At 43.5% G+C, this 20554-nt stretch carries 19 protein-coding genes; 3 read left to right on the plus strand and 16 right to left on the minus strand.

What is annotated here, in order from left to right:
* The first annotated feature begins 267 nt into the window (after positions 1–267).
* Positions 268–444 (plus strand): hypothetical protein, encoded by a 177-nt coding sequence (locus MKY48_RS27735; protein WP_179090683.1) that lies wholly within the window; start codon positions 268–270, stop codon positions 442–444.
* Between the two features lie 181 nt (positions 445–625).
* On the opposite strand, the gene MKY48_RS27740 is transcribed toward MKY48_RS27735, so the two are convergent.
* The 5 genes from MKY48_RS27740 to MKY48_RS27760 all read right to left on the minus strand — a co-directional run bounded on the left by MKY48_RS27740 (position 626) and on the right by MKY48_RS27760 (position 5731).
* A complete protein-coding gene (locus tag MKY48_RS27740) occupies positions 626–1456 on the minus strand; it encodes a phosphoenolpyruvate hydrolase family protein (protein ID WP_098748738.1) in 831 nt (276 codons plus the stop codon).
* 65 nt (positions 1457–1521) lie between these two features.
* Positions 1522–2733, minus strand: a complete 1212-nt coding sequence (locus MKY48_RS27745) for a Tm-1-like ATP-binding domain-containing protein (RefSeq protein WP_339267784.1) — start codon at positions 2731–2733, stop codon at positions 1522–1524.
* A gap of 127 nt (positions 2734–2860) precedes the next feature.
* Entirely contained in the window at positions 2861–4066 is a 1206-nt protein-coding gene (locus tag MKY48_RS27750) for a phosphoenolpyruvate hydrolase family protein (protein WP_339267785.1), read from the minus strand.
* A gap of 79 nt (positions 4067–4145) precedes the next feature.
* Positions 4146–4781 (minus strand): pyridoxamine 5'-phosphate oxidase family protein, encoded by a 636-nt coding sequence (locus MKY48_RS27755; RefSeq protein ID WP_339273685.1) that lies wholly within the window; start codon positions 4779–4781, stop codon positions 4146–4148.
* Positions 4782–4918: 137 nt separating this feature from the next.
* Positions 4919–5731: an undecaprenyl-diphosphate phosphatase gene (locus tag MKY48_RS27760; RefSeq protein ID WP_076324692.1), complete on the minus strand. Its 813-nt coding sequence runs from the start codon at positions 5729–5731 to the stop codon at positions 4919–4921.
* 486 nt (positions 5732–6217) lie between these two features.
* Between MKY48_RS27760 and MKY48_RS27765 the strand changes: the two genes are divergently transcribed.
* Positions 6218–7378, plus strand: coding sequence for a hypothetical protein (locus MKY48_RS27765; RefSeq protein ID WP_339267788.1), 1161 nt, complete (start codon positions 6218–6220; stop codon positions 7376–7378).
* Positions 7379–7537: 159 nt separating this feature from the next.
* On the opposite strand, the gene MKY48_RS27770 is transcribed toward MKY48_RS27765, so the two are convergent.
* Both MKY48_RS27770 and MKY48_RS27775 read right to left on the minus strand, forming a co-directional pair.
* Positions 7538–8119 (minus strand): hypothetical protein, encoded by a 582-nt coding sequence (locus MKY48_RS27770; RefSeq protein ID WP_098748743.1) that lies wholly within the window; start codon positions 8117–8119, stop codon positions 7538–7540.
* 542 nt (positions 8120–8661) lie between these two features.
* A complete protein-coding gene (locus MKY48_RS27775; protein WP_339291741.1) occupies positions 8662–10464 on the minus strand; it encodes a hypothetical protein in 1803 nt (600 codons plus the stop codon).
* A 368-nt stretch (positions 10465–10832) separates the two neighbouring features.
* Between MKY48_RS27775 and MKY48_RS27780 the strand changes: the two genes are divergently transcribed.
* Complete coding sequence (locus MKY48_RS27780) at positions 10833–11558, plus strand: stalk domain-containing protein (RefSeq protein WP_339291742.1); 726 nt, start codon at positions 10833–10835, stop codon at positions 11556–11558.
* A 209-nt stretch (positions 11559–11767) separates the two neighbouring features.
* Here the strand turns inward: MKY48_RS27780 and MKY48_RS27785 are convergent, their stop codons facing one another.
* The 9 genes from MKY48_RS27785 to yjcZ form a co-directional block, all read right to left on the minus strand.
* A complete protein-coding gene (locus tag MKY48_RS27785) occupies positions 11768–12910 on the minus strand; it encodes an ROK family transcriptional regulator (RefSeq protein WP_339291743.1) in 1143 nt (380 codons plus the stop codon).
* Between the two features lie 71 nt (positions 12911–12981).
* Positions 12982–14568, minus strand: a complete 1587-nt coding sequence (locus tag MKY48_RS27790; protein WP_339291744.1) for a hypothetical protein — start codon at positions 14566–14568, stop codon at positions 12982–12984.
* Between the two features lie 56 nt (positions 14569–14624).
* Complete coding sequence (locus MKY48_RS27795) at positions 14625–15512, minus strand: carbohydrate ABC transporter permease (protein WP_098748752.1); 888 nt, start codon at positions 15510–15512, stop codon at positions 14625–14627.
* Positions 15513–15526: 14 nt separating this feature from the next.
* Entirely contained in the window at positions 15527–16489 is a 963-nt protein-coding gene (locus MKY48_RS27800) for an ABC transporter permease subunit (RefSeq protein WP_098748753.1), read from the minus strand.
* A gap of 449 nt (positions 16490–16938) precedes the next feature.
* Positions 16939–18075 (minus strand): HAMP domain-containing sensor histidine kinase, encoded by a 1137-nt coding sequence (locus MKY48_RS27805; protein ID WP_339291745.1) that lies wholly within the window; start codon positions 18073–18075, stop codon positions 16939–16941.
* Complete coding sequence (locus MKY48_RS27810; protein WP_076324703.1) at positions 18068–18748, minus strand: response regulator transcription factor; 681 nt, start codon at positions 18746–18748, stop codon at positions 18068–18070. Before MKY48_RS27810 ends, MKY48_RS27805 begins: the two co-directional genes overlap by 8 nt.
* Before the next feature lie 105 nt (positions 18749–18853).
* Positions 18854–19420 (minus strand): methyltransferase domain-containing protein, encoded by a 567-nt coding sequence (locus MKY48_RS27815; protein ID WP_076324704.1) that lies wholly within the window; start codon positions 19418–19420, stop codon positions 18854–18856.
* A gap of 44 nt (positions 19421–19464) precedes the next feature.
* A complete protein-coding gene (locus tag MKY48_RS27820) occupies positions 19465–19944 on the minus strand; it encodes a DedA family protein (RefSeq protein WP_076324705.1) in 480 nt (159 codons plus the stop codon).
* A gap of 405 nt (positions 19945–20349) precedes the next feature.
* Entirely contained in the window at positions 20350–20460 is a 111-nt protein-coding gene (gene yjcZ, locus MKY48_RS27825; protein ID WP_083659774.1) for a sporulation protein YjcZ, read from the minus strand.
* Between the last annotated feature and the right edge of the window lie 94 nt (positions 20461–20554).

Here is a 20554-nt window from a genome sequence, read left to right on the forward strand (position 1 = left end):
GATCAGAAACCGTCCCTTGGAAATTCCAGAGCTAATCTCAGCGCGCTGAAGGATTACAAGATGAATGCAAAAGATGAACAACGATAAAAAGAAGACTTGATCTGGTATGCTTTTCATACTTTACACTGAGGTTGGGTGGAAACCTTCATTCATTGTCAGCGTGACCGCAAGGGCGTGATGGCAAGGGCAAGGCTTCTGCCTTTTTATCATGATTCGTGAAACTTAGACCTTGTCCATAACGTCATCCTTGTCAAAAGGAGCTGATGGATGATGGAGACGTTCGGCAGAGGCTGCCTGTACTTGATCATTGGCATGGTGGTATTATTGCTGCTTGCCCTGTTATTGGGGACGACAATTACGATCCCTTGGTTTATCTTCATTCCTATAATTATTATTGCCTTTGCTATAGCTGCATCCAAGAGCAAGCACAAGGATGATGATTAAGCGAAACCGCAGGTCACGTCGCCGGATGCTAAATGGGTTGTTTACGCCTCGTTTTCGGAACCACATGCAAGTTTAGCCCGATCAGTCCGATTACCTTCCCACCGTACACCAAAAAAGACTCCCTTCCCGGGAGTCCTTTTCATTCCATATGATTCCGATCATTCTGTATCAGGCTACCTATTTATTTCGAGATATTCTTGAATGCCTCTGTCTGCTGCTTAATGCCGACCTCGGTGGCAAAACGCTCGATGCTGGAAGCTCCGAAGAATCCCTCGACTCCCTTGGTTCTGGACAATACATACGCCGCATCCTCAGGTTCTGCAATCGGACCACCATGGCACAGAATCATAATGTCCGGGTTAATGGCTTTACCGGCATCACAGATCGCTTGAATCTTTTCAACGCAATCGTCGAGTGTCAATGCTGTTTTCGCACCTATGGTTCCTTTGGTGGTAAGGCCCATATGGGCAACCAGGACATCGGCTCCGGCTTCAGCCATCTTCTTCGCTTGATCGACATCAAACACATACGGAGTAGTCAGCATATCCAGCTCATGCGCCTTCCGGATCATCTCAACCTCCAAATCATAGCCCATACCCGTCTCTTCCAGATTCGCCCGGAATACGCCGTCAATCAAGCCAACCGTCGGAAAGTTCTGCACACCGGCAAATCCTTGCTCCTTAAGCTGCTTGAGGAAAATATCCATGATCCGGAACGGATCCGTGCCGCAAACACCCGCCAATACTGGCGTATGCTTCACGACCGGCAGTACCTCGTTTCCCATGTCCACCACAATCTGGTTCGCATCTCCGTAAGCCATCAGTCCGGCGAGCGAGCCGCGCCCAGCCATCCGGTAACGCCCCGAATTGTATATAATAATCAAGTCCACACCACCGGCTTCGGCACTCTTGGCCGAGATGCCTGTCCCTGCTCCCGCTCCCAATAATACTTTACCCGCTGCTACTTCTGATTTTAATTTTGCTAACACTTCTGCTCTTGTTGTCATTGCCATGATCATGTCCTCCTTCAGTGTGAATACTTGAGTATGAGTGTGTAAACCTGTAACCTGCGCCAGACTTATTGCCGTTTCATCAATTCCATCAGCTTATCGGCCGCAGCCACGGCAAAAGCTTGATCATTGATGTCGGTATTCATCTCGATCAATTCAACGGTTTTACGGTCTATGCGTTGTTTTAACGTATCAAAGAGCATGTTATCTTCTTCCGGTCCATGGAATGCTTCACCTTCTACATCGAGCATCGATACGCCCTGCAAAGGAAGCATCAGTACGGTAGGTCCTTGCGACATATTCAATTTGTCTGCAATCAACTCCCCAAGCTGCCGGTTCTCCTCAACCGTGGTCCGCATCAGCGTAACCGAGGGGTTATGCTTGTACAGATTCCGTTCCCGGAATGCCTCCGGCACGGTATCATATGGACCGAAATTGACCATATCCAGCGCTCCGGTTGATACGACCTGCGGTATTTTGCAGCGACCGGCGGCTTCTAGACGATGCGGACCAGCCGCCAAAACGCCTCCCACCAGCTCATCGCACCATTCCGTTGTTGTCAAATCCAGCACACCGTCTATATATCCGGCCTCAATTAGGCTTTCCATCGTTTGTCCGCCCGTACCTGTTGCGTGAAATACTAGCACTTCATAACCATGCAACTCCAGATGCGCCCTGGCATAATCGATGCACGGGGTCGTAACCCCAAACATCGTCGCTGCAATCAGCGGCTTTTTATCCATCGGGGGCGCCGATTCGAACTGAACCATACCGGCAATCGCATGTGCCGCGTTCGTGAATATTTTGGTGGAAAACGAATTCAGTCCCGATACATCCACGATGGACGGGAACATGATAATGTCACTTGTCCCCACATAAGGTGCCGTATTGCCGGATGCGACCGTGGACACCATCAGTTTCGGAACGCCGATCGGCAATGCCCTCATGCCCGCCGTGACGATCGAAGTACCTCCAGTGCCGCCGAATGACAGCATGGCATCAAATTTGCCCTCTGCATACAGCTTCGGTACGATTTTTTCCATTCCTTGAGCCAATGCTTCAGTCCCTGCGGAACGGTCCTTTCGAGCCGCAATCTCACGTATATCCACACCAGCTGCCGCTGCAACTTCGATGTTGGATACATCCGGCGTGAACATCGGCTCAAACACACCGCTGTGGATCATAAACGTCTTTAGCCCCAAGCTCTCGATAACGGATTTAACGTATGAAAACTCGGCACCCTTCGAATCAAATGTCCCCGCAATAGCTACCGTCTTCACCGTGCAGACCTCCTCCATATCTCATCTCAGGATCGCTTGCACCCGTCCTGACAGGTCCGGTATAGGATCCCTACAAGACCATAATACAGCGCTTTCAAATAAAAAGGATCGTATCGATGTACGATCTTTATGTATATTTGTCTTTCAGATGCTGACGGTAGGATTGGGGAGAAGTTCCAGCGTATTTTTTGAAGGTTTTGCTGAAATGAACATAGTCAGGGTAGCCCACGAGCTCGGCTATTCTGCCCAGGGACAGTTTGCTGTGCTTCATGATCTCCTGTGATTTGTGAATCCTGTATTTAGCTATATATTCCGGAAAGCTGCATCCCACTTCCCTGTTAAAAAGCGCGCTCAGATGCGTTCGAGAAACATGAATACGCTCTGCCAGCTCGTTCATTGAAATGGAGTCCGCGTAATTCTCGGCAACATATTCCTTCACGTAGGCAACATAATCCATCGGCTCTTCGAGCCCCGAGAGCTTCTCCATCAGTTGCCGATCCTGCTCCAGATGGCCCGTTGCCTTAAAACGAAACGTGGCATCCACGATGGCCTCTTCCGTCGGTGTTCGTTCAAAGCTCGAACCGCCCACGTAACCCATGGCTGACGTGTTGTCATACATATACTGAACATCGATCGGCGTATGGACGGGGCCGCCATATACCAGCTTGATCGGCCGCCTGCCCGAAGCGTCACTTACTTCAAATATGTTTCTGGCGATTTCCGCCCCCTTCTCCAGCGACCATGCTTTCGTGGTGCCCATCAACCCGCCTGCCGTGACGCCTAAATGGGCGCAGATGATATCGGCCCCAGCCTCCAGCATCCACTTCGTCTGCTCCGGAGTAAAAACAAAGGCCATCGTAAACATATCCTGCTCATGGGCAGCCCGAATGGCCTCCACCTCCTGCAAATAGGTGATGCCTTCTTCCTCCAGGGCTTCACGGAACTGTCCATCAATCATTCCCACGGTCGGATAGTTGATTATGCCGGCAAAACCGCTGCCGCGGATGGATGCCAAGTAATCAGGAAGCTGAATGGTTGGATCTGTCCCGCACAGACCGAAGATCACCGGTATGTCACCGACCACCGAAAGAATCTCCCGCGAACCGAATTCCATCACCATTTCATTGCCGTTCGCATAGGGCATGAAACCCGCCAGGGAGCCAAGCCCCATCTGCCGAAAACGGCCCGAATTCAGGGCCAGTATCAAATCTGCCCCGCCCTTAACCGCATATTTTGCCGAGATCCCTGCCCCTGCCGCAACGCCAATCAGTCGCTCCTGCGTCTGTATTCCTTTATGTAATCGGTCTACAATTTGTTCTCTGGTCGTTATCAAAGCTATTGGTCCCCTTATCTTCAATCTGACCGTCATTTATATCGTTTCCCTATGTCGCTACATCTATTATAAATGAATATCAATAGAGACGCTTGTTGTAGCTGTCCCGTAATCCTTGAGTAACTGATTCCTCCGTCACACGATCTTGATTCACATGATCCGCAATGATCCGGGACGGATTCGGCAGCTGCTCGCCTGATATCCAGGAATCAGGATTCCATGTTTGGGACCGTATGAAGGCTTTTGCGCAGTGCATATAACATTCCTCAACCCGTACTCCGATGCCAAGCCATGGCTGTTTGCCTTGTACGCTGAGCTGCTCCAAAATGTTTTCGTCCCTGATCAGAACGGCACTGCCGTTGACTCGCAGTGTCTCCTTCAATCCCGGTATGACAAACACGATGCCGACCCTAGGGTTGGACAAAATATTTCGCAGTGAATCAAAGCGGCGATTGCCCGGCCGTTCCGGAATAATCAACCAGGATTCATCCATCACATGCACAAACCCCGGCGCATCTCCCCTCGGCGAAGCATCGCAGTAACCGGATGCGTCCGAAGTAGACATAAATAGCAATGGACTCTTGGCAATAAAATCTTTACAGTGATGATCCAATCGATCAATCGCCTTATGTTTGACCACATGATTGGACTCGCCGAACAGGTCCCGAAGCTCCTCCTCCGATGTAATGATGGACCGAAAAGGACATTTTGTCATCATAATCACTCTCCCTTTTTTAGTTACCCCTCAAACCTTCTTCTTATATCCCAGCGGATTCTGATTCTAGTCCTCTCCCAACGTATGAAAAGAAGCCCCCCCAAGTTCAAAGAACTTATGGGAGCCCTTCTCCATTCTTATAAGAAGACAAGCAGCAAAATACCGACAACAAAGCAATAATAAGCGAAATACTTCAGATTCCCGCGCGCCATGATATTCATGAACCATTTCATCGCAAAATAGGTACAGATCAATGTAGCAATGAACGCAATCAGATAAGGGATTAGCAACGAAGAAAAGTTGGGATCCGATGTGATATCCGACACGCCCAGCACCATGCCGCCGAGACTTATAGGAATATACAGCATAAAGGAAAACCGAAGCGCTGTCTCCTGCTTCATCCCCACAGCGATCGACGTAATGACGGTCGAACCGGATCGGCTAATACCCGGGATCAGCGCAACCGCCTGGGCTAAACCTACGATAAGCGCGTCCTTGAATGACAGGTCATTGTCCAGCTTGCGTCCACGAAGATTCCGAATCAGCCAAAGAGCGACCCCCGTGAACAGCAGCGCAACGCCTACCGTACGTACAGAGGCAAATATTTCTTCAATCTGATCCTTGAACAACAGACCGATAATGACGGCCGGAATCGTACCTACAATAATATACAGAATAAACATGAAATCGGATTTATACTCCGGTTTTCGTGTGCGCAAATAACTTAGGCCGTTCACGATCAGTCTCTGCAAATCCTTGCGAAAGATAAATACAATCGCAATTAATGATGCCGTATTAGTCAGAATTTCAAACGACAGTCCATTCTGCTCCATGCCCATGAGTCTCTGCGCGACAATCAAATGACCGCTGGAGGATACCGGAATCGGCTCCGTAACCCCCTGCACGATACCCAGCAGCAAGTACTTCAACCACAAGATGAAATCTTCCATAACTCTCCTACTCTCTTTACAACATTTGTATTGCTATAAAAAATACTAGTCTATCATAGCCCAAAAAAATTGCAATAATCAAACCACGAATGGACAAAAAAGATATGTAAACAAGAGAAGCCCCTCTAACCACGGAATTAGAGGGGCTCCTAATCTATTGTTAAGAGGTGATTCCATCTTAAGATATGCAGCTTAATGAAACCTTAAAGCTTCATTAGGGGAACATAAAAAGTTGTGAGTACTCCTTTAATCACTATGGTGAGACATGAGAAAGGCTAATATTCACAAGGAATAGTTCGATTCTCCCATTAACTTCTATAATTCTACAATATCCTTACTCTTTCGCTTTAAACATAGAAATATATACCTAGTTCTGATAGACTATTCTATAATATTCCTGTTTTAACGGGTTAACAACAAGCGACGGAAAATTTCCGTGCAAGCAAATCCCCTAGCCGATAGGGACTCAAGAAATGAGAAGAAGAAATGAAACGCTTGGCAAAATCAGCTCTGTTCATCCTGTTGTTATTGGTCATGTTGACTGCATGCAGTTCAGGGAAAGACGCAGCCGAAACTTCGTCCCCCCCTTCAACCCCGGAAAATGAAGCGGCAAAAAACACCGCCTCTGACAATAAGGAAAAGAATGAAGAACCTAACAAGACTCAATCATTTAAAGGGGAGAATTTTTCCTTTTCCTACCCTTCGACTTGGAAGGATGCAGAGCTTAACATCCCTCAAGTCATTGCGGCATTCGTAAATCCTAACCCCCAAGGAGCTTTTGTTGATAATTTAAATGTCGTTATCGAGGAATCGTCAGCTACTCCAGAGGAAGCAGCTAACGCTGCCGTTCAAGGTTTAACCAATGGAGATGGGGGACCATTAATCCAAGATTTCAAAAAACTGAACTACATCGACATTCCCAAGAAGGCAGCGGGGATTCTGGAATCTGAATACACTCATGGAGAGTCAAATGTCCAAGTGATATTGACCCAATATTTTGCCTCAAACGGCAATGAGCTTTACACGCTCTCCATTTCCTATTCCAAGACAGCCTACGATAATGGAGGAAAAGCGAGTGTCCAAAACATAATGGACTCGTTCGAAATCGTTAAAGTTAGTAATCAGGTGGAAGATGCGAATGCTAACGCTGGCAGTAATGTCGAAGGATTAACGGAAGAAAACCTTTTCGCTGAAATCATGGCTTATGTTATCCCAATTGAAATTGAAGACGGAGCTCTAGACGAGGTCACCTATAACTATTTTGTTCAGCATTATGAGTTGTTTCCAGCGCTTACACCTAAAGCTCAAAAGAAAGCGAAGGCAGAAGTCGATCCAAATATTACGTCCCGCCACCTCAACAAAAATCTGAGTCCCTATTTGGATCAGATGATCGAGGTAAGTGGATACGTTGTTGATATCATTGAAGATGAAGTCGAAGAGGGTATTACCCTTGCCGAAATACACATCATAGATGATAACGATAACTCCATTATCGGTTTTTATGCCCACTCTACCGGTGATATTCTGCAAGACGATTATGTCACGATGCGAGGAGTGCCGGCAACATTTTATTCATTTGAGAATGTAAGTGGCGGAACCACGAATTCTGTTCTTATCGGTGTGTCCACGCTTGAGAAGACGGAATAGTTTGTTAAGAATAGATGCTCTATTATCTTATCCTAAGCCCATTTTTGGGCTTTTCTTTTTGTATGAGGCCCCTCGAAGACATAATTCTTATCAATCTTTGCCATGCATTCGGGTTGGTTACTTTTTTCTAACCTATTTGAACGAGTTGCATAAAGCTCTCTACTGCAGATATTGAGAGGTTTTCAATTCCGAAAAAATATTTTGTTTGTTTTCGCTTTCATCATACACATCATCTGGATCAGTCCCATCCAAATTGAATTTACCAGCTTGCAAATTAATTACGCTATATTGTCCATAAGTATTTTTTTTCATAAATATGATATAACTGCTGCCGCTCTTCATTTCAGTATAATCCCCAATTGCTAATTTTTCTTTACCTGATAGCGTTTGCTTCAGAGCAATGGGTTCTATTACTTTCAGGTTACTCGCGTCTTCCTCAGAGCCTTTCAAAACCTTTTCAACCTCAATCTCGGTTAACGTATAAAAATCCACAGGTATATCATTCTCAAGTGTTCTAATCGTCATTTCACGATCTTCAAAGTCCTTAATGGGCCTTCCGATAACAATCAACTGGGCATCAGAAAATAGTGCTTCTCCCGTTGAGTACCCCTTATAATCTGGGTGAGTTCTTACATCGCGAACAGAATTATAAATGGCAAAATAATAATAACAAGCTGCTGCAAGGATAATAACCAAAGCCAGTGAAAGAATTATGCTTTTCTTTTTTAGCAACATCTTCATTTCATAATCCTCCTATTTTTTAATTTCCCCATTTGTACTTTAATTCACCTTTATCATAGGTTGAAGGAGAAGTAATATTACGATTTTTAAATGTGTCGGTTCCCGCTGAGCAACAGAATAGTCATAATAGGCATTAAAAATACCAGTTGTTCTCTTGTAACTAAACACGGTTGCATTAGCATTAGGCCCTAATAAGGTAACTGTTTCATTCTTTTGATTCAAAATGTAAAAAAGTGCGCCGATTGAGTATCGGCACACGCTCTCTCGTAAGCAAATTCTTACGGTAATGTATGTAACTGAGTTATAAGTAAAATATTCCTGTTTACTTTTTTACTGTTTTTTTGCTTGTTACATAACCTATAAAAGAACCAGTCAAACTGACAGCATACATTACACAAATGTATCCAAATGCTTCGTATGAAACCGAGGGTAAGAAGTATCTTAGCAAGCAGGTCCTAAGATGATTATTCCTACCGGTATTGAAAGAAGTATGGAATCAGTGAGATACATTACAAAAACACTGCAAAATCGTCAAGCGGAATTCACTTTAAGGTGTCTGACTGCACACTCTCATTCGGAATGGATGAACGGACCACCAGCACGTTGGCCGAAGTGATGCTTCCCTTATACTGGGCATAGATCTGGGTTTTTCCCGGCTTATGTCCGATCAGGTTTCCTTCCTTATCCACCTCGGCTATATCCGGATGATCACTGATGAATGTTGTTTGCCTTGTGATGTCGATTTCGTTTTGGTTAATATAGTTACGCAATATGACCTTCAAGTCGAGCATCGTGCCTTCCGCAAGCGAATACTCGTCAGAATCCAGCTTGATATAGCCAGAGACAGGTTCGAATTCGTCCGAGTCTTCCGGGAACACGGTAATGCTCAATCTGGCTGTGAAACCTTCGTAAGCTGCTTCGACATAGCTGTTCCCCGGCTCGTGCCCTGTAATCCGGCCCAATGCGTCGATTTCCACGATGGCGCTGTCCGCCGATACATAATCCGCGGCGCTGGACAAATCGCTGTTTGTGCCGTCGGAATAAACCGCTTGAAGCACGGTAAAGACGCTTGTACCTGCTTTCAATTTCTTTTCCTTTTCCGTAAACGAGATGCCCGTCAGCGTACGTTCGACTGGCCTGTCCGCTGAAGGCGACAGCTTCATAAGCTGGAACTTCTTCACGTCCCCCCGTACAACGGTTCCCGGAAAAATAAATCCGCCGTCAGGTGTTACCGCTGCACTTCCACCGAGGTAGATGGGAGGGCCCTTAAACAATTCCCTGCTAATAAACTGACCGTTCCCATCGACGCTCAGCACATCGTATTGCCTTTTGTAATCCAGACTGTTGTGAGAAATATGTTCTCCCAACATGGCGTAGCCGTCTTTTGTGTGGACAAGACGTTTAAAAAATTCGGAATTCATCCCGTCGCGATATGTTTTTTCCCATTGTACCTGTCCGTTCAGGTCCAACTTGGTAAGTGCATTCACACGATTGCGGTCGATACGTTTTTCACTGCCAATGACATAACCCCCATCTTCCGAAGCAGTGATGGAAAATGCAGTCCAGCGGCTATTCGGGTCCTTGAATTGTTTCGACCAGACTTCTTTGCCTTGATCATCAATTTTGACCATCAGCATCGCATCCAGGTCTCCCGTTTCATATTCCGCCCGGCCTACGCCGCCAACGGCAATGTACCCTCCATCATTTGCCGGAATAAGGTCGTTAAACTCTACGCTGTCTGTATAATTGTATTTGTTATACCACAACGTCTCACCGTTTATATCGATCTTTAAAATATAGGCTTTTTCATAGGCAACCCAGCCTACGGACCCACTCCCGGCTATAAAAAAATCGCCGTCCTCCGTTTCGACAATTGCAGTCGGGGTACTATGAATTGTATCATCCTGTACCTTCTCCCATAATACATTGCCCGATGAATCCAGTCTGATTATATACAGCTGACCAACAATCGGTACGTCTTCTGAATTCGTGTTACCGGCTACGAGATATCCGCCGTCCTTCGTCTCAATGACCCGGTATGCCATACTATTCGTAGTAGGATACATAGGCTTCTGTTCCCATTCAACCTGGCCCTCTGCATCAAGCTTTAAAATGTAAGCCTTTTGATACTTTCCAGCCTCGAAGATACCTCCAACGGCTATATAGCCGCCATCAGAAGTCGGGATCACTTCATTCCCTGCGGAGTTACTTCCGTAATCCCTGGACCATTCGACAGTTGACTGTGCCGAATCGGTAGCCGCTTGGCTTAATCCGGGCATTAATCCGAACATCAGCAGCAATCCGGCAAAACACGCCATCAATAATCGTGAATATTTTCTAAACACAATCCTACCTCCATTAGCAAATGATATTTGTGAGATTGTCAATTTCTTCAATTCCTTTTCATTATTCATTGGATTCCCTGGAATTGATATCCAACAAATCTCATAATTTTCTGATGCAATGGAACTGGTTTCCAATTTGCTTTGACATTTAGCCAAGTCAATATGAGCGATGCGCACCTTGACGATCACCATACTAAAAGAACCCCGTTAGCCTTAGCCAACAGAGTTCTTTGCCGATGCGATCATATTACTTATATTGCGATAACTTGATCACAATCGTGGGCAAATTGTTGGTTTAACTGCTAAAAATTTTACCCAGATTTTGCCGTAATAAGTGTTATACTTGACAAAAAAAGGAGTTGTATCACTTGAAGAATTCGTTTGTTAAAACTATGACCACTCTAGCACTTGGCATGATGATTGGATCGGCAACAATTGCAGCTGCAGCACCCGGTACAATTCAAGCTGTTTTATCAAAATTCACGATTATCGTAGATGGGCAAAAGCAAAATCTCAAATCTGATCCAATTATATACAAAGGTACAACCTACCTTCCGGTTCGTGAGGTTGCTGAAATGTTAAACGCTGAGTTATCTTCTTTCGATAACAAGGCTAAGAGAATAGAATTGAAGACTGGATCACAAACACCAACAAATCCCCAAGTAAATTCCAATCAAACCAATGCAACACAGACACCACTAACACTCAAACTTAATGAAACCGCTACTCGAGGTGATATGACACTAAAAGTTAACAGTGTAAGCTATACAAACTTCATCCCATCTGGACCTGGATCGACATCTGGTATGATTGCTGATAAAGGAAACAAGTTCGCTGTTATTGAATTTGAAGCAACGCTAAACGAAGAACCGACAAACCAATTTGCATGGAGTGCATTAGATTTTTTTGATAGCGCTACTATTGGTGGCAAGAAGATCAGTTCAGCTACTTCTTATGACCATACCAATCTACTAAAAGGTGAGACAAAAACTATTCAAGTTACGCTCAACCTTCCAGAAAATATGGATATTAGTTCTATCACCTTTAGAGATCCAAGTAAAAATTCGATTTTCGGAACGATCAATCTTAAATAAACGATGCCAACGGCGGCTCCCCGGATACCGATATTCGGGCCGCCCACGCCAGAAACGCGACCTTCTGTGCTTCAATATATAGAAAAGAGACCCCTCAGGGTCTCTTTTTCATTTATTAAATTTGCGAATAAACTGAACCGCCTTGGAAATATCATGTTCCGGATTTGATAACCGGTACTTTCAGGACAGTTTACTTGTAAAGTCAATGGTCAAGTTAACGAAATCTTACCTTTGAACAGCTGATGCAAAACCATCGTGGTTACGCCGATTACATAATTTCTTTTGCCTAAACTCGCAGGGGAAACCCAATTCGAGTCATATAAACCATCCACCGCAAATTTGGCCAGATGATCGTGAATCTTCTGAATGCATTTCGGTGATGTCATGAACCACCCGTCCAAAATGGTCTTTTGCGGGCCAAACAGATTCATCATGACCGCAACCGCCCTGCTCAAAAACAGCAGGCTTCGATTCATCATCGTCTCGATCCAAATTTCCCCGCGTTCATACGCTTGTACAACATCTTCAATGGTTTGAGGTACAGGGCAGCCATGCTTGGCTGCCCTTTTCCGCGCCTGCTCCAGCACATAGGTACTGTTAAACCAATTATCATGCAGCAGGGCGACCTCTCCTGCTCTTCCTTTGTACCCAGAATAGACCTGGCCATTCACGATAAACCGGGCTCCGACACCTTCATATATCCATACATATAACACGTTCTTAACGCTAGGACTCGTCTCCAGATAATATTCCGCAAATGCAGCGGCATTGGTGTCGTTCATGACGTAAATAGGCAGATTATAATAACGGGACTGAAGCAGCCTGATGATCTCAAAATCCTTCAGATTCAGATAACGTGCGTACGATATTGTCCCGCTACCCTCGTCAACAATACCCGGAGAAGCAATGCCGATTCCTTTGATTTGGGAGAAGTCACTGATTCCCGCAATTCGGACAATCTCGCTGATACAATGAAATATCGCCTGCAGAACCTGGTCATTTCCTTTTACGGCCGGAACTGTAAGCTCAGCGACGATTTCACTGTGGAAATTGGATAGCGTGCAGTAAAAGGTGTTGTTTCCCAAACCGACCGAAATGACAAACCCTTTATCTTTGCTAATCTCCAGCGATATGGCCTTGCGCCCCGCACCAACCGATGACTTTTCGCCCGATTCGACAATGAATCCTTCGGCAATCAGCTCATCCACCAGAGAGGACACGGTCGTAGCGCTCAGTTGCGTAACCTTTGCCATATCCGCACGCGACATCGCTTTTTCCCTATGAAGCAAGCTTAAGATGGTCGCTCGGTTGATTTCTTTCATTAGATATACGTTACCTCTAATATGTTTCATGTATGTACCTTTCTCCAGGGTAATGTGTTCTCTAGAAAAAGAAACCCCCTAGTTTCCATTGTTCTTATCCATTACTTCATTAATTCTTTATTCGCCTCATACGCTTTGTTCTGGATCGCTTCCAATTCATCAAAACGCATGGATCTCACTTTCTCAACGAATGCATCAAATTGGGATAACGGCTCCTGCCCGATAATAAACTTGCTGATCATCTCATTCACATAGGTATCGATCTGCGTTTTGATCTCCGTGCTCGTCTCAAAATCATCTTCAGTATACTTCAAGGCAGGCACCGGATCCCGGAAATAGTTTTGTTCGACGTAATAGAACAGTTGCTTGGCCGCATCCTCGCTCACCGCAGCCGCTTTCTCATAACGGGCATCTTGACGGAAACCGATCCATGGCTGCACTCCGATTCTACTTAATGCCTTCGCGGCCCCGTCCGGGTTTTTCATAATCTTGTCGGTATATTTGAGCGTTCCATCGGCTTCCTTCGTATATGTGTCGCCCTCAACCCCGAAGTTGAATAGCAGCTGACCTTCGTCACTGTAAGCATACTCGAAAATTTCCATCGTTTTATCGACGTGCTCGTTCTGGCCGCTGATGGCCCAAGCAACAGGCACCACGATTTGCTGCTGCCTGCTCGTAAGCGGTTTGTCGCCTTTGTTCATGACTGGAGGTGGCGTAACCTGAAAATTAAATCCTTTAATATTCTCAACCTCAGGTCTTGCATTGAAGCTTGCCACATATCCAACCCAATGATTGGTTGCACCGACTTTATCATTGAAAACCATCGAAGTATAGTCTTTATCTTGTCTGGACAGTATCTCTTGATCAAACAATCCTTCACTGTACCATTGGTTCATCGTAGTTAGAAATTCCTTGGCGCGCGGATCGATTGGCGTGTAGATCATCTTGCCGTTCTCCTCCATCCAGCGGCCATCCTCGTTCAGGTCAATGCCCCAAGCATCGGCAAAGTTTAAATAAAAAGTGCCGGCAGTAGAAAACGGTACTTCATCCTTCGGATCACCGTTTCCGTTGGCATCCTTCTCTTTGAACGCTTTCAAAGTATTATACCAATCATCCATCGTTTCCGGTACTGGCAGGTTCAAGCGATCCAACCAGTCTTGACGAATCAAGGGGCCTTCGGATGTACGAACCGCAGACAACATCGGAACTCCGTAAATATTGCCATCTGCATTAACAATCTGGGATTTGGCAATTTTGTCGTCTACTAAATATTTTTGCAGATTGGGCTTATCTTTAATCAGATCGTTCAGCGGGATGAACACGCCCTGCGGACCGTACTTGTTAAAGTTGCTAGGTGCATCCGCGACGATATCCGGATACTCATTGGAAGAAATCATAAGCGGAAATTTGTCACGCATCGTTTTGGCATCACCTGTAATAAAGTCAAATTCCACGTTGAATTTTTTGCCGATTTCCTTCCATACCAGTGTTTCGTTGGTGTACATTTCATCCGTTGCCCGGCTCGCAATAAAGATCGATAATTTCACCGGTTGATCATCACCGCTCGTATTATCTGACGACGACGATTCTCCCTTTGACGCTCCGCCTCCGCATGCCGATGTCAGAAGAGCCATAATGATTACAATGATCAATAAGGATATCCCATTCTTTCTCCATTGTCTGTTCATTCTTACGACCTCCACTTTGGATTATTCATTTTAATCACATCTCTATTTCAAATCTACTAACTCTTAACGGCGCCGATCATCACCCCTTTCACGAAATACTTTTGCAGAAACGGATAGGCCATAATAATCGGCAGAGCCGTAATCACGATAGCCGCATATTGAATGGTGATCGGCAGAACTCCGGAACTTTGTACTAGCGCCTTCTCCATTTCCTTATCGAATGAGCTGTCGCGGATTATTCGGACCAATAACACCTGAACCGGCATAAATTGCTCCTTACTGAGTAATATCAATTCCCAGAAAAAGGAGTTCCATTTGCCGACCGCATAATACAAGCCGATGGCTGCAAGAACCGGTTTGGACAGAGGTAGCGCCATTTGTAGGAATATTCTGATATCGCTGGCACCGTCGATTTTGGCCGATTCCTCGATCTCTTTGGGAAGACTCTCAAAATAAGTGCGTACAATGATGATATAGAACGTAGAAATAGCTGCGTAAAGCAAGATACCCATTCGGGAATTAAGCAAATGAAGATCTCTCATGACCATATAAAAGGGAATCATTCCGCCACCGAACCATAATGGAATCGCCAAAAAGATGGCGGCAAAATTGCGCAGCTTCCAATTTTTCCGTGACAGTGGATAGGCCGCCAGCGTCGTCAGCAGTAAACTGAGAAATGTTCCTACCACCGTGTAGTAAATCGTATTTCCATAGGCCACGATCATTCCCTTGTAATTCAAAACTGTCTCATAAGCCGACAAATTGATTCCTTTTGGCCAGAGAAGCACTTCATTTCGCATCACACTGTCCGTATCGCTGATAGAAACGGATAAAATATAAATGAATGGGTAGAGCATCACGATACAAGTGACGATAATAAAAAGATAGATGAATACAAAATAAATGGCGTCACTGGCGTCCACTCTTTTTTTGGTCTTAAACATGTTCTCTCCCCCTTTTACCAAAGCGAAGTCTGGTTTGCCTTTTTGCTCAAGTAATTGGCCCCGTATACCAGAATGAAACCAATTACAGCCTGGAATAGGCCAACCGCTGTGGCATAGCTGTAGTTATTGTCGATGAGTCCTTTTCTGTACACGTAAGTATTCAGGACATCCGCGGTGTCATAAATCGTTGGATTGTACAACAGCAGGATTTTGCCGAAATCCGCCGTTAAAATCGTGCCCAGGTTTAACAGCAGCATAATAATAATGGTCGGGACCAGACTTGGGAATGTAATGTAACGGAGCTGGCTCCACCGGCCCGCCCCATCGATCTTGGCTGCTTCGTACAGATCTGGACTAATGCCCGAAAGAGCGGCGATATAAATAATGGCGGAAAACCCAGCTCCCTGCCAAATTCCCAGCAGCACATAAATCGTTCTGAAGTAATCCGGATCTTGAAAGAAGAAAATACTCTCAATCCCAAATTTATTTAAAAGGATATTGACGATACCCGTACTCGGCGAAAGGAAGGTAAGAGCCATCCCGCATACAACAACCGTAGAAATAAAATACGGTAAATAACTAATCGTCTGTGCAATTTTTTTGAACAGGAGATTCCGTATTTCATTGAAGCAAAGAGCTAAAATAATCGGCACAGGGAATCCGAAAATCAAGCTGTAAATATTAAGGAGCAGCGTGTTTTTGATCAGTCTAAAAAAATGGGGGTCATCCAAAAATTGTTGGAAATATTTGAACCCGACCCAGCTACTTCCGGATATCCCTTTGACCACGTTGTACTTCTGAAATGCCATTAACAAGCCATGCATCGGCCAATAGGCAAATATGAAATACCATATAAAAACAGGTAGAAACATAATGTAAAGCCATTTGTTGTATACAAGCTCCTTAGCCATTAACTGAAGTTTGGAGCCCTTCTTCTTTTTCATATCGATCTGAATTATCGGTTCTAAACCAGCCATGTTTAAACTCCTTTCAACGCACTCATTCTTTGCTGCCAAACGCCCCTTTGTTGGATCCATCCATGTACTCCAAATTCCATGAATCGCCTATTAAACAACCCCTTCCACGAGTTTTATATCACTTCCTGACTTGAAATCGCATTCATTAAGCGCTTTCAAATCCATCGATAAAATGATATTTCAACCCCATTTATCAGCCATTTTTGATCAAGCTTTTATCACATTATAACTGATTCAATTAATTTGTACAGTGTCTTTATTAATTATTTATTAAAAAATAACTAAAAGCTACTGTTCATCTATCAATGAAGAATGATGCAAGAATTTTTGCGAGAATGTGAATGTTATATAAAAAAGCTCCCTTCCGGGAGCCTTTTCATACTCGCAAAGACATGCTAATTTTCATTAATTCAGAAACCAGGTGTTGTTCCTATGCAACTTTTACTAATTTAAATATCATGGTTGTTCACTACTCCAGACTCCTTACGGTTAGCCAAACTGCCTTCGGAAGGTAAAGTAAGCGTAAATTTAAATATGTTATTTATATGATTGAGAGTTAAGGTTCCTCCGTGCAATTCAATAATGTTTCTTGCAATAGAAAGACCAAGACCGGCTCCTGTTTGAATGCCTTCGCTACTTCGTGAATGATCGACTTTATAAAAACGTTCGAAGAGTTTATTCTCTTGTTCTTGTGTAAGGGGGTTCCCTTTATTTTCAACCTCAATTTTAATTTGCTGATGATCCGATCTCATTAAAACACGGACGGTTCCTGGCTTTACAGAGTACTTAAGAGCGTTCATCAATAGATTGTCCATCGCTCTGGCAATTTTCTCACTGTCAATGAGGGTTACAATCGGAGCGTTCCCTATCTCTTTTACGAAAGTGATCCCCTTCTCTTGGGCAATCGGTTCAAATTCAAATAGCAATTGATCCAAAAGTTGAAATAAATCAATTCTCTTTATATCCAAGTGGATGTCGAACGAGGTGAGTCTGGTATATTCAAACAAATCATCAAGCAACTTCTTCAAGTGAATCGCTTTGTTATAGGTGTTTTGAACAAATCGTGTATATTCTTCTTTATCTTGAAATGAGTCTGTTCTTAAAAGCTCAATATAGCCGATAATACTTGTAAGCGGTGTGCGCAAGTCATGTGAAATGCCTGTGATCATATCCATCTTGGATTTCTCCGTTTCACGCTCCTTAACAATCTGCCGTTGCAACCGTTCAGTCATTCGATTAATGTTAAATGCGACCCGCCCGAGTTCATCTTGTCGATCAACAGATACCCGATAATTTAAATCACCCTCAGAAATAATTTGAAGTCCACGTTCCAAATGAATAAGATCTTTAACAATTCTTCGTGTTAAAACTAAAAAAGTAATAATAAAGATAGCCATATACATAGGTGTAACAAGATAGGGAAGGAAATTGAGAAGCCACTTCCATTCCATTTCATTTCCGACCTTTGAGAAAAATAAAATGAGCAAATCATTTATAGCAATTGCGATTATTAAACTTAGCACCATTCTGATTAAGATGTTGACCTGGATTTTTTTTCTTTTTGGCTTTTGTCCATGTTCAGTCAATTTTATAGCCCACTCCCCAAACCGTTTTAATATATTGGGGCTCTCTTGGAGATGCTTCTATTTTTTCTCGTAAATTCCGAATATGAACCATTACCGTATTATCTGAATTTCCGTACGGCTCTCTCCATACGCTTTCATAAATCTTGTTAGAGCTAAATACTTGCCCTGGGCGGCTTGCAAGCAATTCTAAAATTGAAAACTCCAGCGGGGTTAGCGAAATGTTATTTCCTTTCAATGTAACGGTATGTTTAGCCTTATCAATAACAAGATCTTTGATGAGGATTAGTGAATTAAGCTCTTCTTTTCCTATTAATGATTGTCGCCGCAATTGAGCTTTTACTCGGGCGACCAATTCCAAGGGATTAAAGGGCTTTGTCATATAATCGTCCGCTCCGGTAGTGAGACCTGTAATTTTATCAATATCTTCTTCTTTAGCTGATAACATGATAATAGGAGCGTCCGATATTCCCCTAATTTTAATGCAGGCACTAATACCATCCATTCGAGGCATCATAACATCCAGGATGACCAACTGGACCGAGGTTGTTTTTATTATATCCAGCGCTTCCAGACCATCTGCAGCTTCAATTACACGGTATCCTTCATTTCGCAAATATACGTGAATGACATCTCTAATTTCGGAATCGTCATCTACGACAAGTACTGTATTCATTAAATGTTCCTCCTTTTTCAGAGATTTGAAGCTACTATGATCGCTAAATAAATGCAGCCCGGATGTAGATTCAGTAAACATATCAAGTGAATTGTAGTTTCATGTTCAAAGCGTCTCCCTTTTACGACAGGTATATACGAAGGCTGGAGGGAAATTGAATGGCACGAACTCGATTTTTTCAATTATCAATTCTTCAGCAAATTTTTTTTTCATTTGAAGGGAGTATTGAAAAGCGACAAACCTCCCTCCTGGTTTCAGTGCCTCAATAATCTGATTTAATAAAGTTTCCCGCATTTCACTCGTGAAATTAAAAAATGGTAGTCCGCTTATAATACAGTCAAGCTGACCTATTCCATCTTGATTCATTTTTTTAACTAATTGGCATGCATTGGAATGACAGACGAAATCCGGGTATTCTGTTTTTAAATTATTTCTCATTTTCTTATCCCTTTCAAATAATAGCACTTTTGTTGATTCGTTTAACTGCGCCTTCATCAAACGTGTGATAGCACCTGTACCTGACCCGAGCTCCGCGACTGCCTTTACCTCATTCCATGGTACAGACTGAATCATTTTAGCTGCTAGAAATCGAGAACTAGGTATTATGCTTCCTACTCGTTGTGGATTTTTGAAAAATCCTTGCAAAAAAAGTAATGATTCATTGATATTCATCTGTTCTCCCCCATTATATAATTCCCCGAGTCAGCTTAGTGAATCTAAAATACAATCCCGCCCAAATATCTCCCAGCAGTAAAAAACGTCACCGTCCAAAACAAAACACTAAAATATGATATCAAGGCAAATTTTTTGAATGTAACCCCGCTTAATCCAACAATGAAAGGTAGAATATACCGAATTAGAGGAATGAATACTCCAAAACACATTGCCAGATCTCCTCGTTGCTTAAAAAGCTTATCTGCATTCTGAAAGTAGCGATTATTTTGAAGTCTTATGCTTATATTTCCGCCTAAAATTCTGCCTGCAAAATAAGCTATTGTGTATGCTGTTAACAGGCCAACGGAGATGTAGAAATATGTTATCCAGGGATCTAACACACCCGTGTTGCTTAGTATCCCGCCAGTTAATATAGTTACTTCATTTGGAACTGGAATTCCAAATGGACCTAGGGAGAAGGCTAAGAAAAACGCCAGATAGCCGTATTGCTCAACTAGTTGTATGATGATATTACTAAACATGAATTAGCTCCTCATTTTGTTTTCGACATGAAAATAATAACGAAAAAATCTAAGGATTTTACGAGGAAATATCTAAAGAAAATCTGAAGATTTCGTTGAATGTAAATTTGCTTCGACTTTTCCATCTCACGAGCAGAATTTCGTTGCCACACTACTCCCCTCCGGTTATTCGAATTCAAAACAAAAAGCACCCTAACCGGTGCTTTTCGATATGACATAATATTTTCTTTATGTAAAGATTGGCTAGGATTTCGCTGGCATTATTTACCTTCAGAATACGAATATAAATCACATAATGAAAATTATTGGTCTTCTTGTAAAATAACGATCTTGATGTATTCTGAAATTAGTAAGAAATAGACCCTGCCAGCATTAGCCAGTAGGGTCTTTGTCATACAGGGAATATTATACAAAGGCACTAGTAATGATTACCAACAATATAAAGAGAACAAGAATCGCCGCGACTGAGTTTTTACCGCCGTATCCTCCAACACTTTCGTAACCAACTTCACCCATGAGGTCTCCTCCTTTTCTACGATCTCAATACAAAGTATTCAAAATCTCATACAATGCCAGGGCCAATATGCTTTAACAAAAAAGAACCTCACCA

Origin of the sequence: Paenibacillus sp. FSL W8-0187, assembly GCF_037969755.1 — a bacterium.
In the GTDB taxonomy this organism is placed as follows: domain Bacteria; phylum Bacillota; class Bacilli; order Paenibacillales; family Paenibacillaceae; genus Paenibacillus_AQ.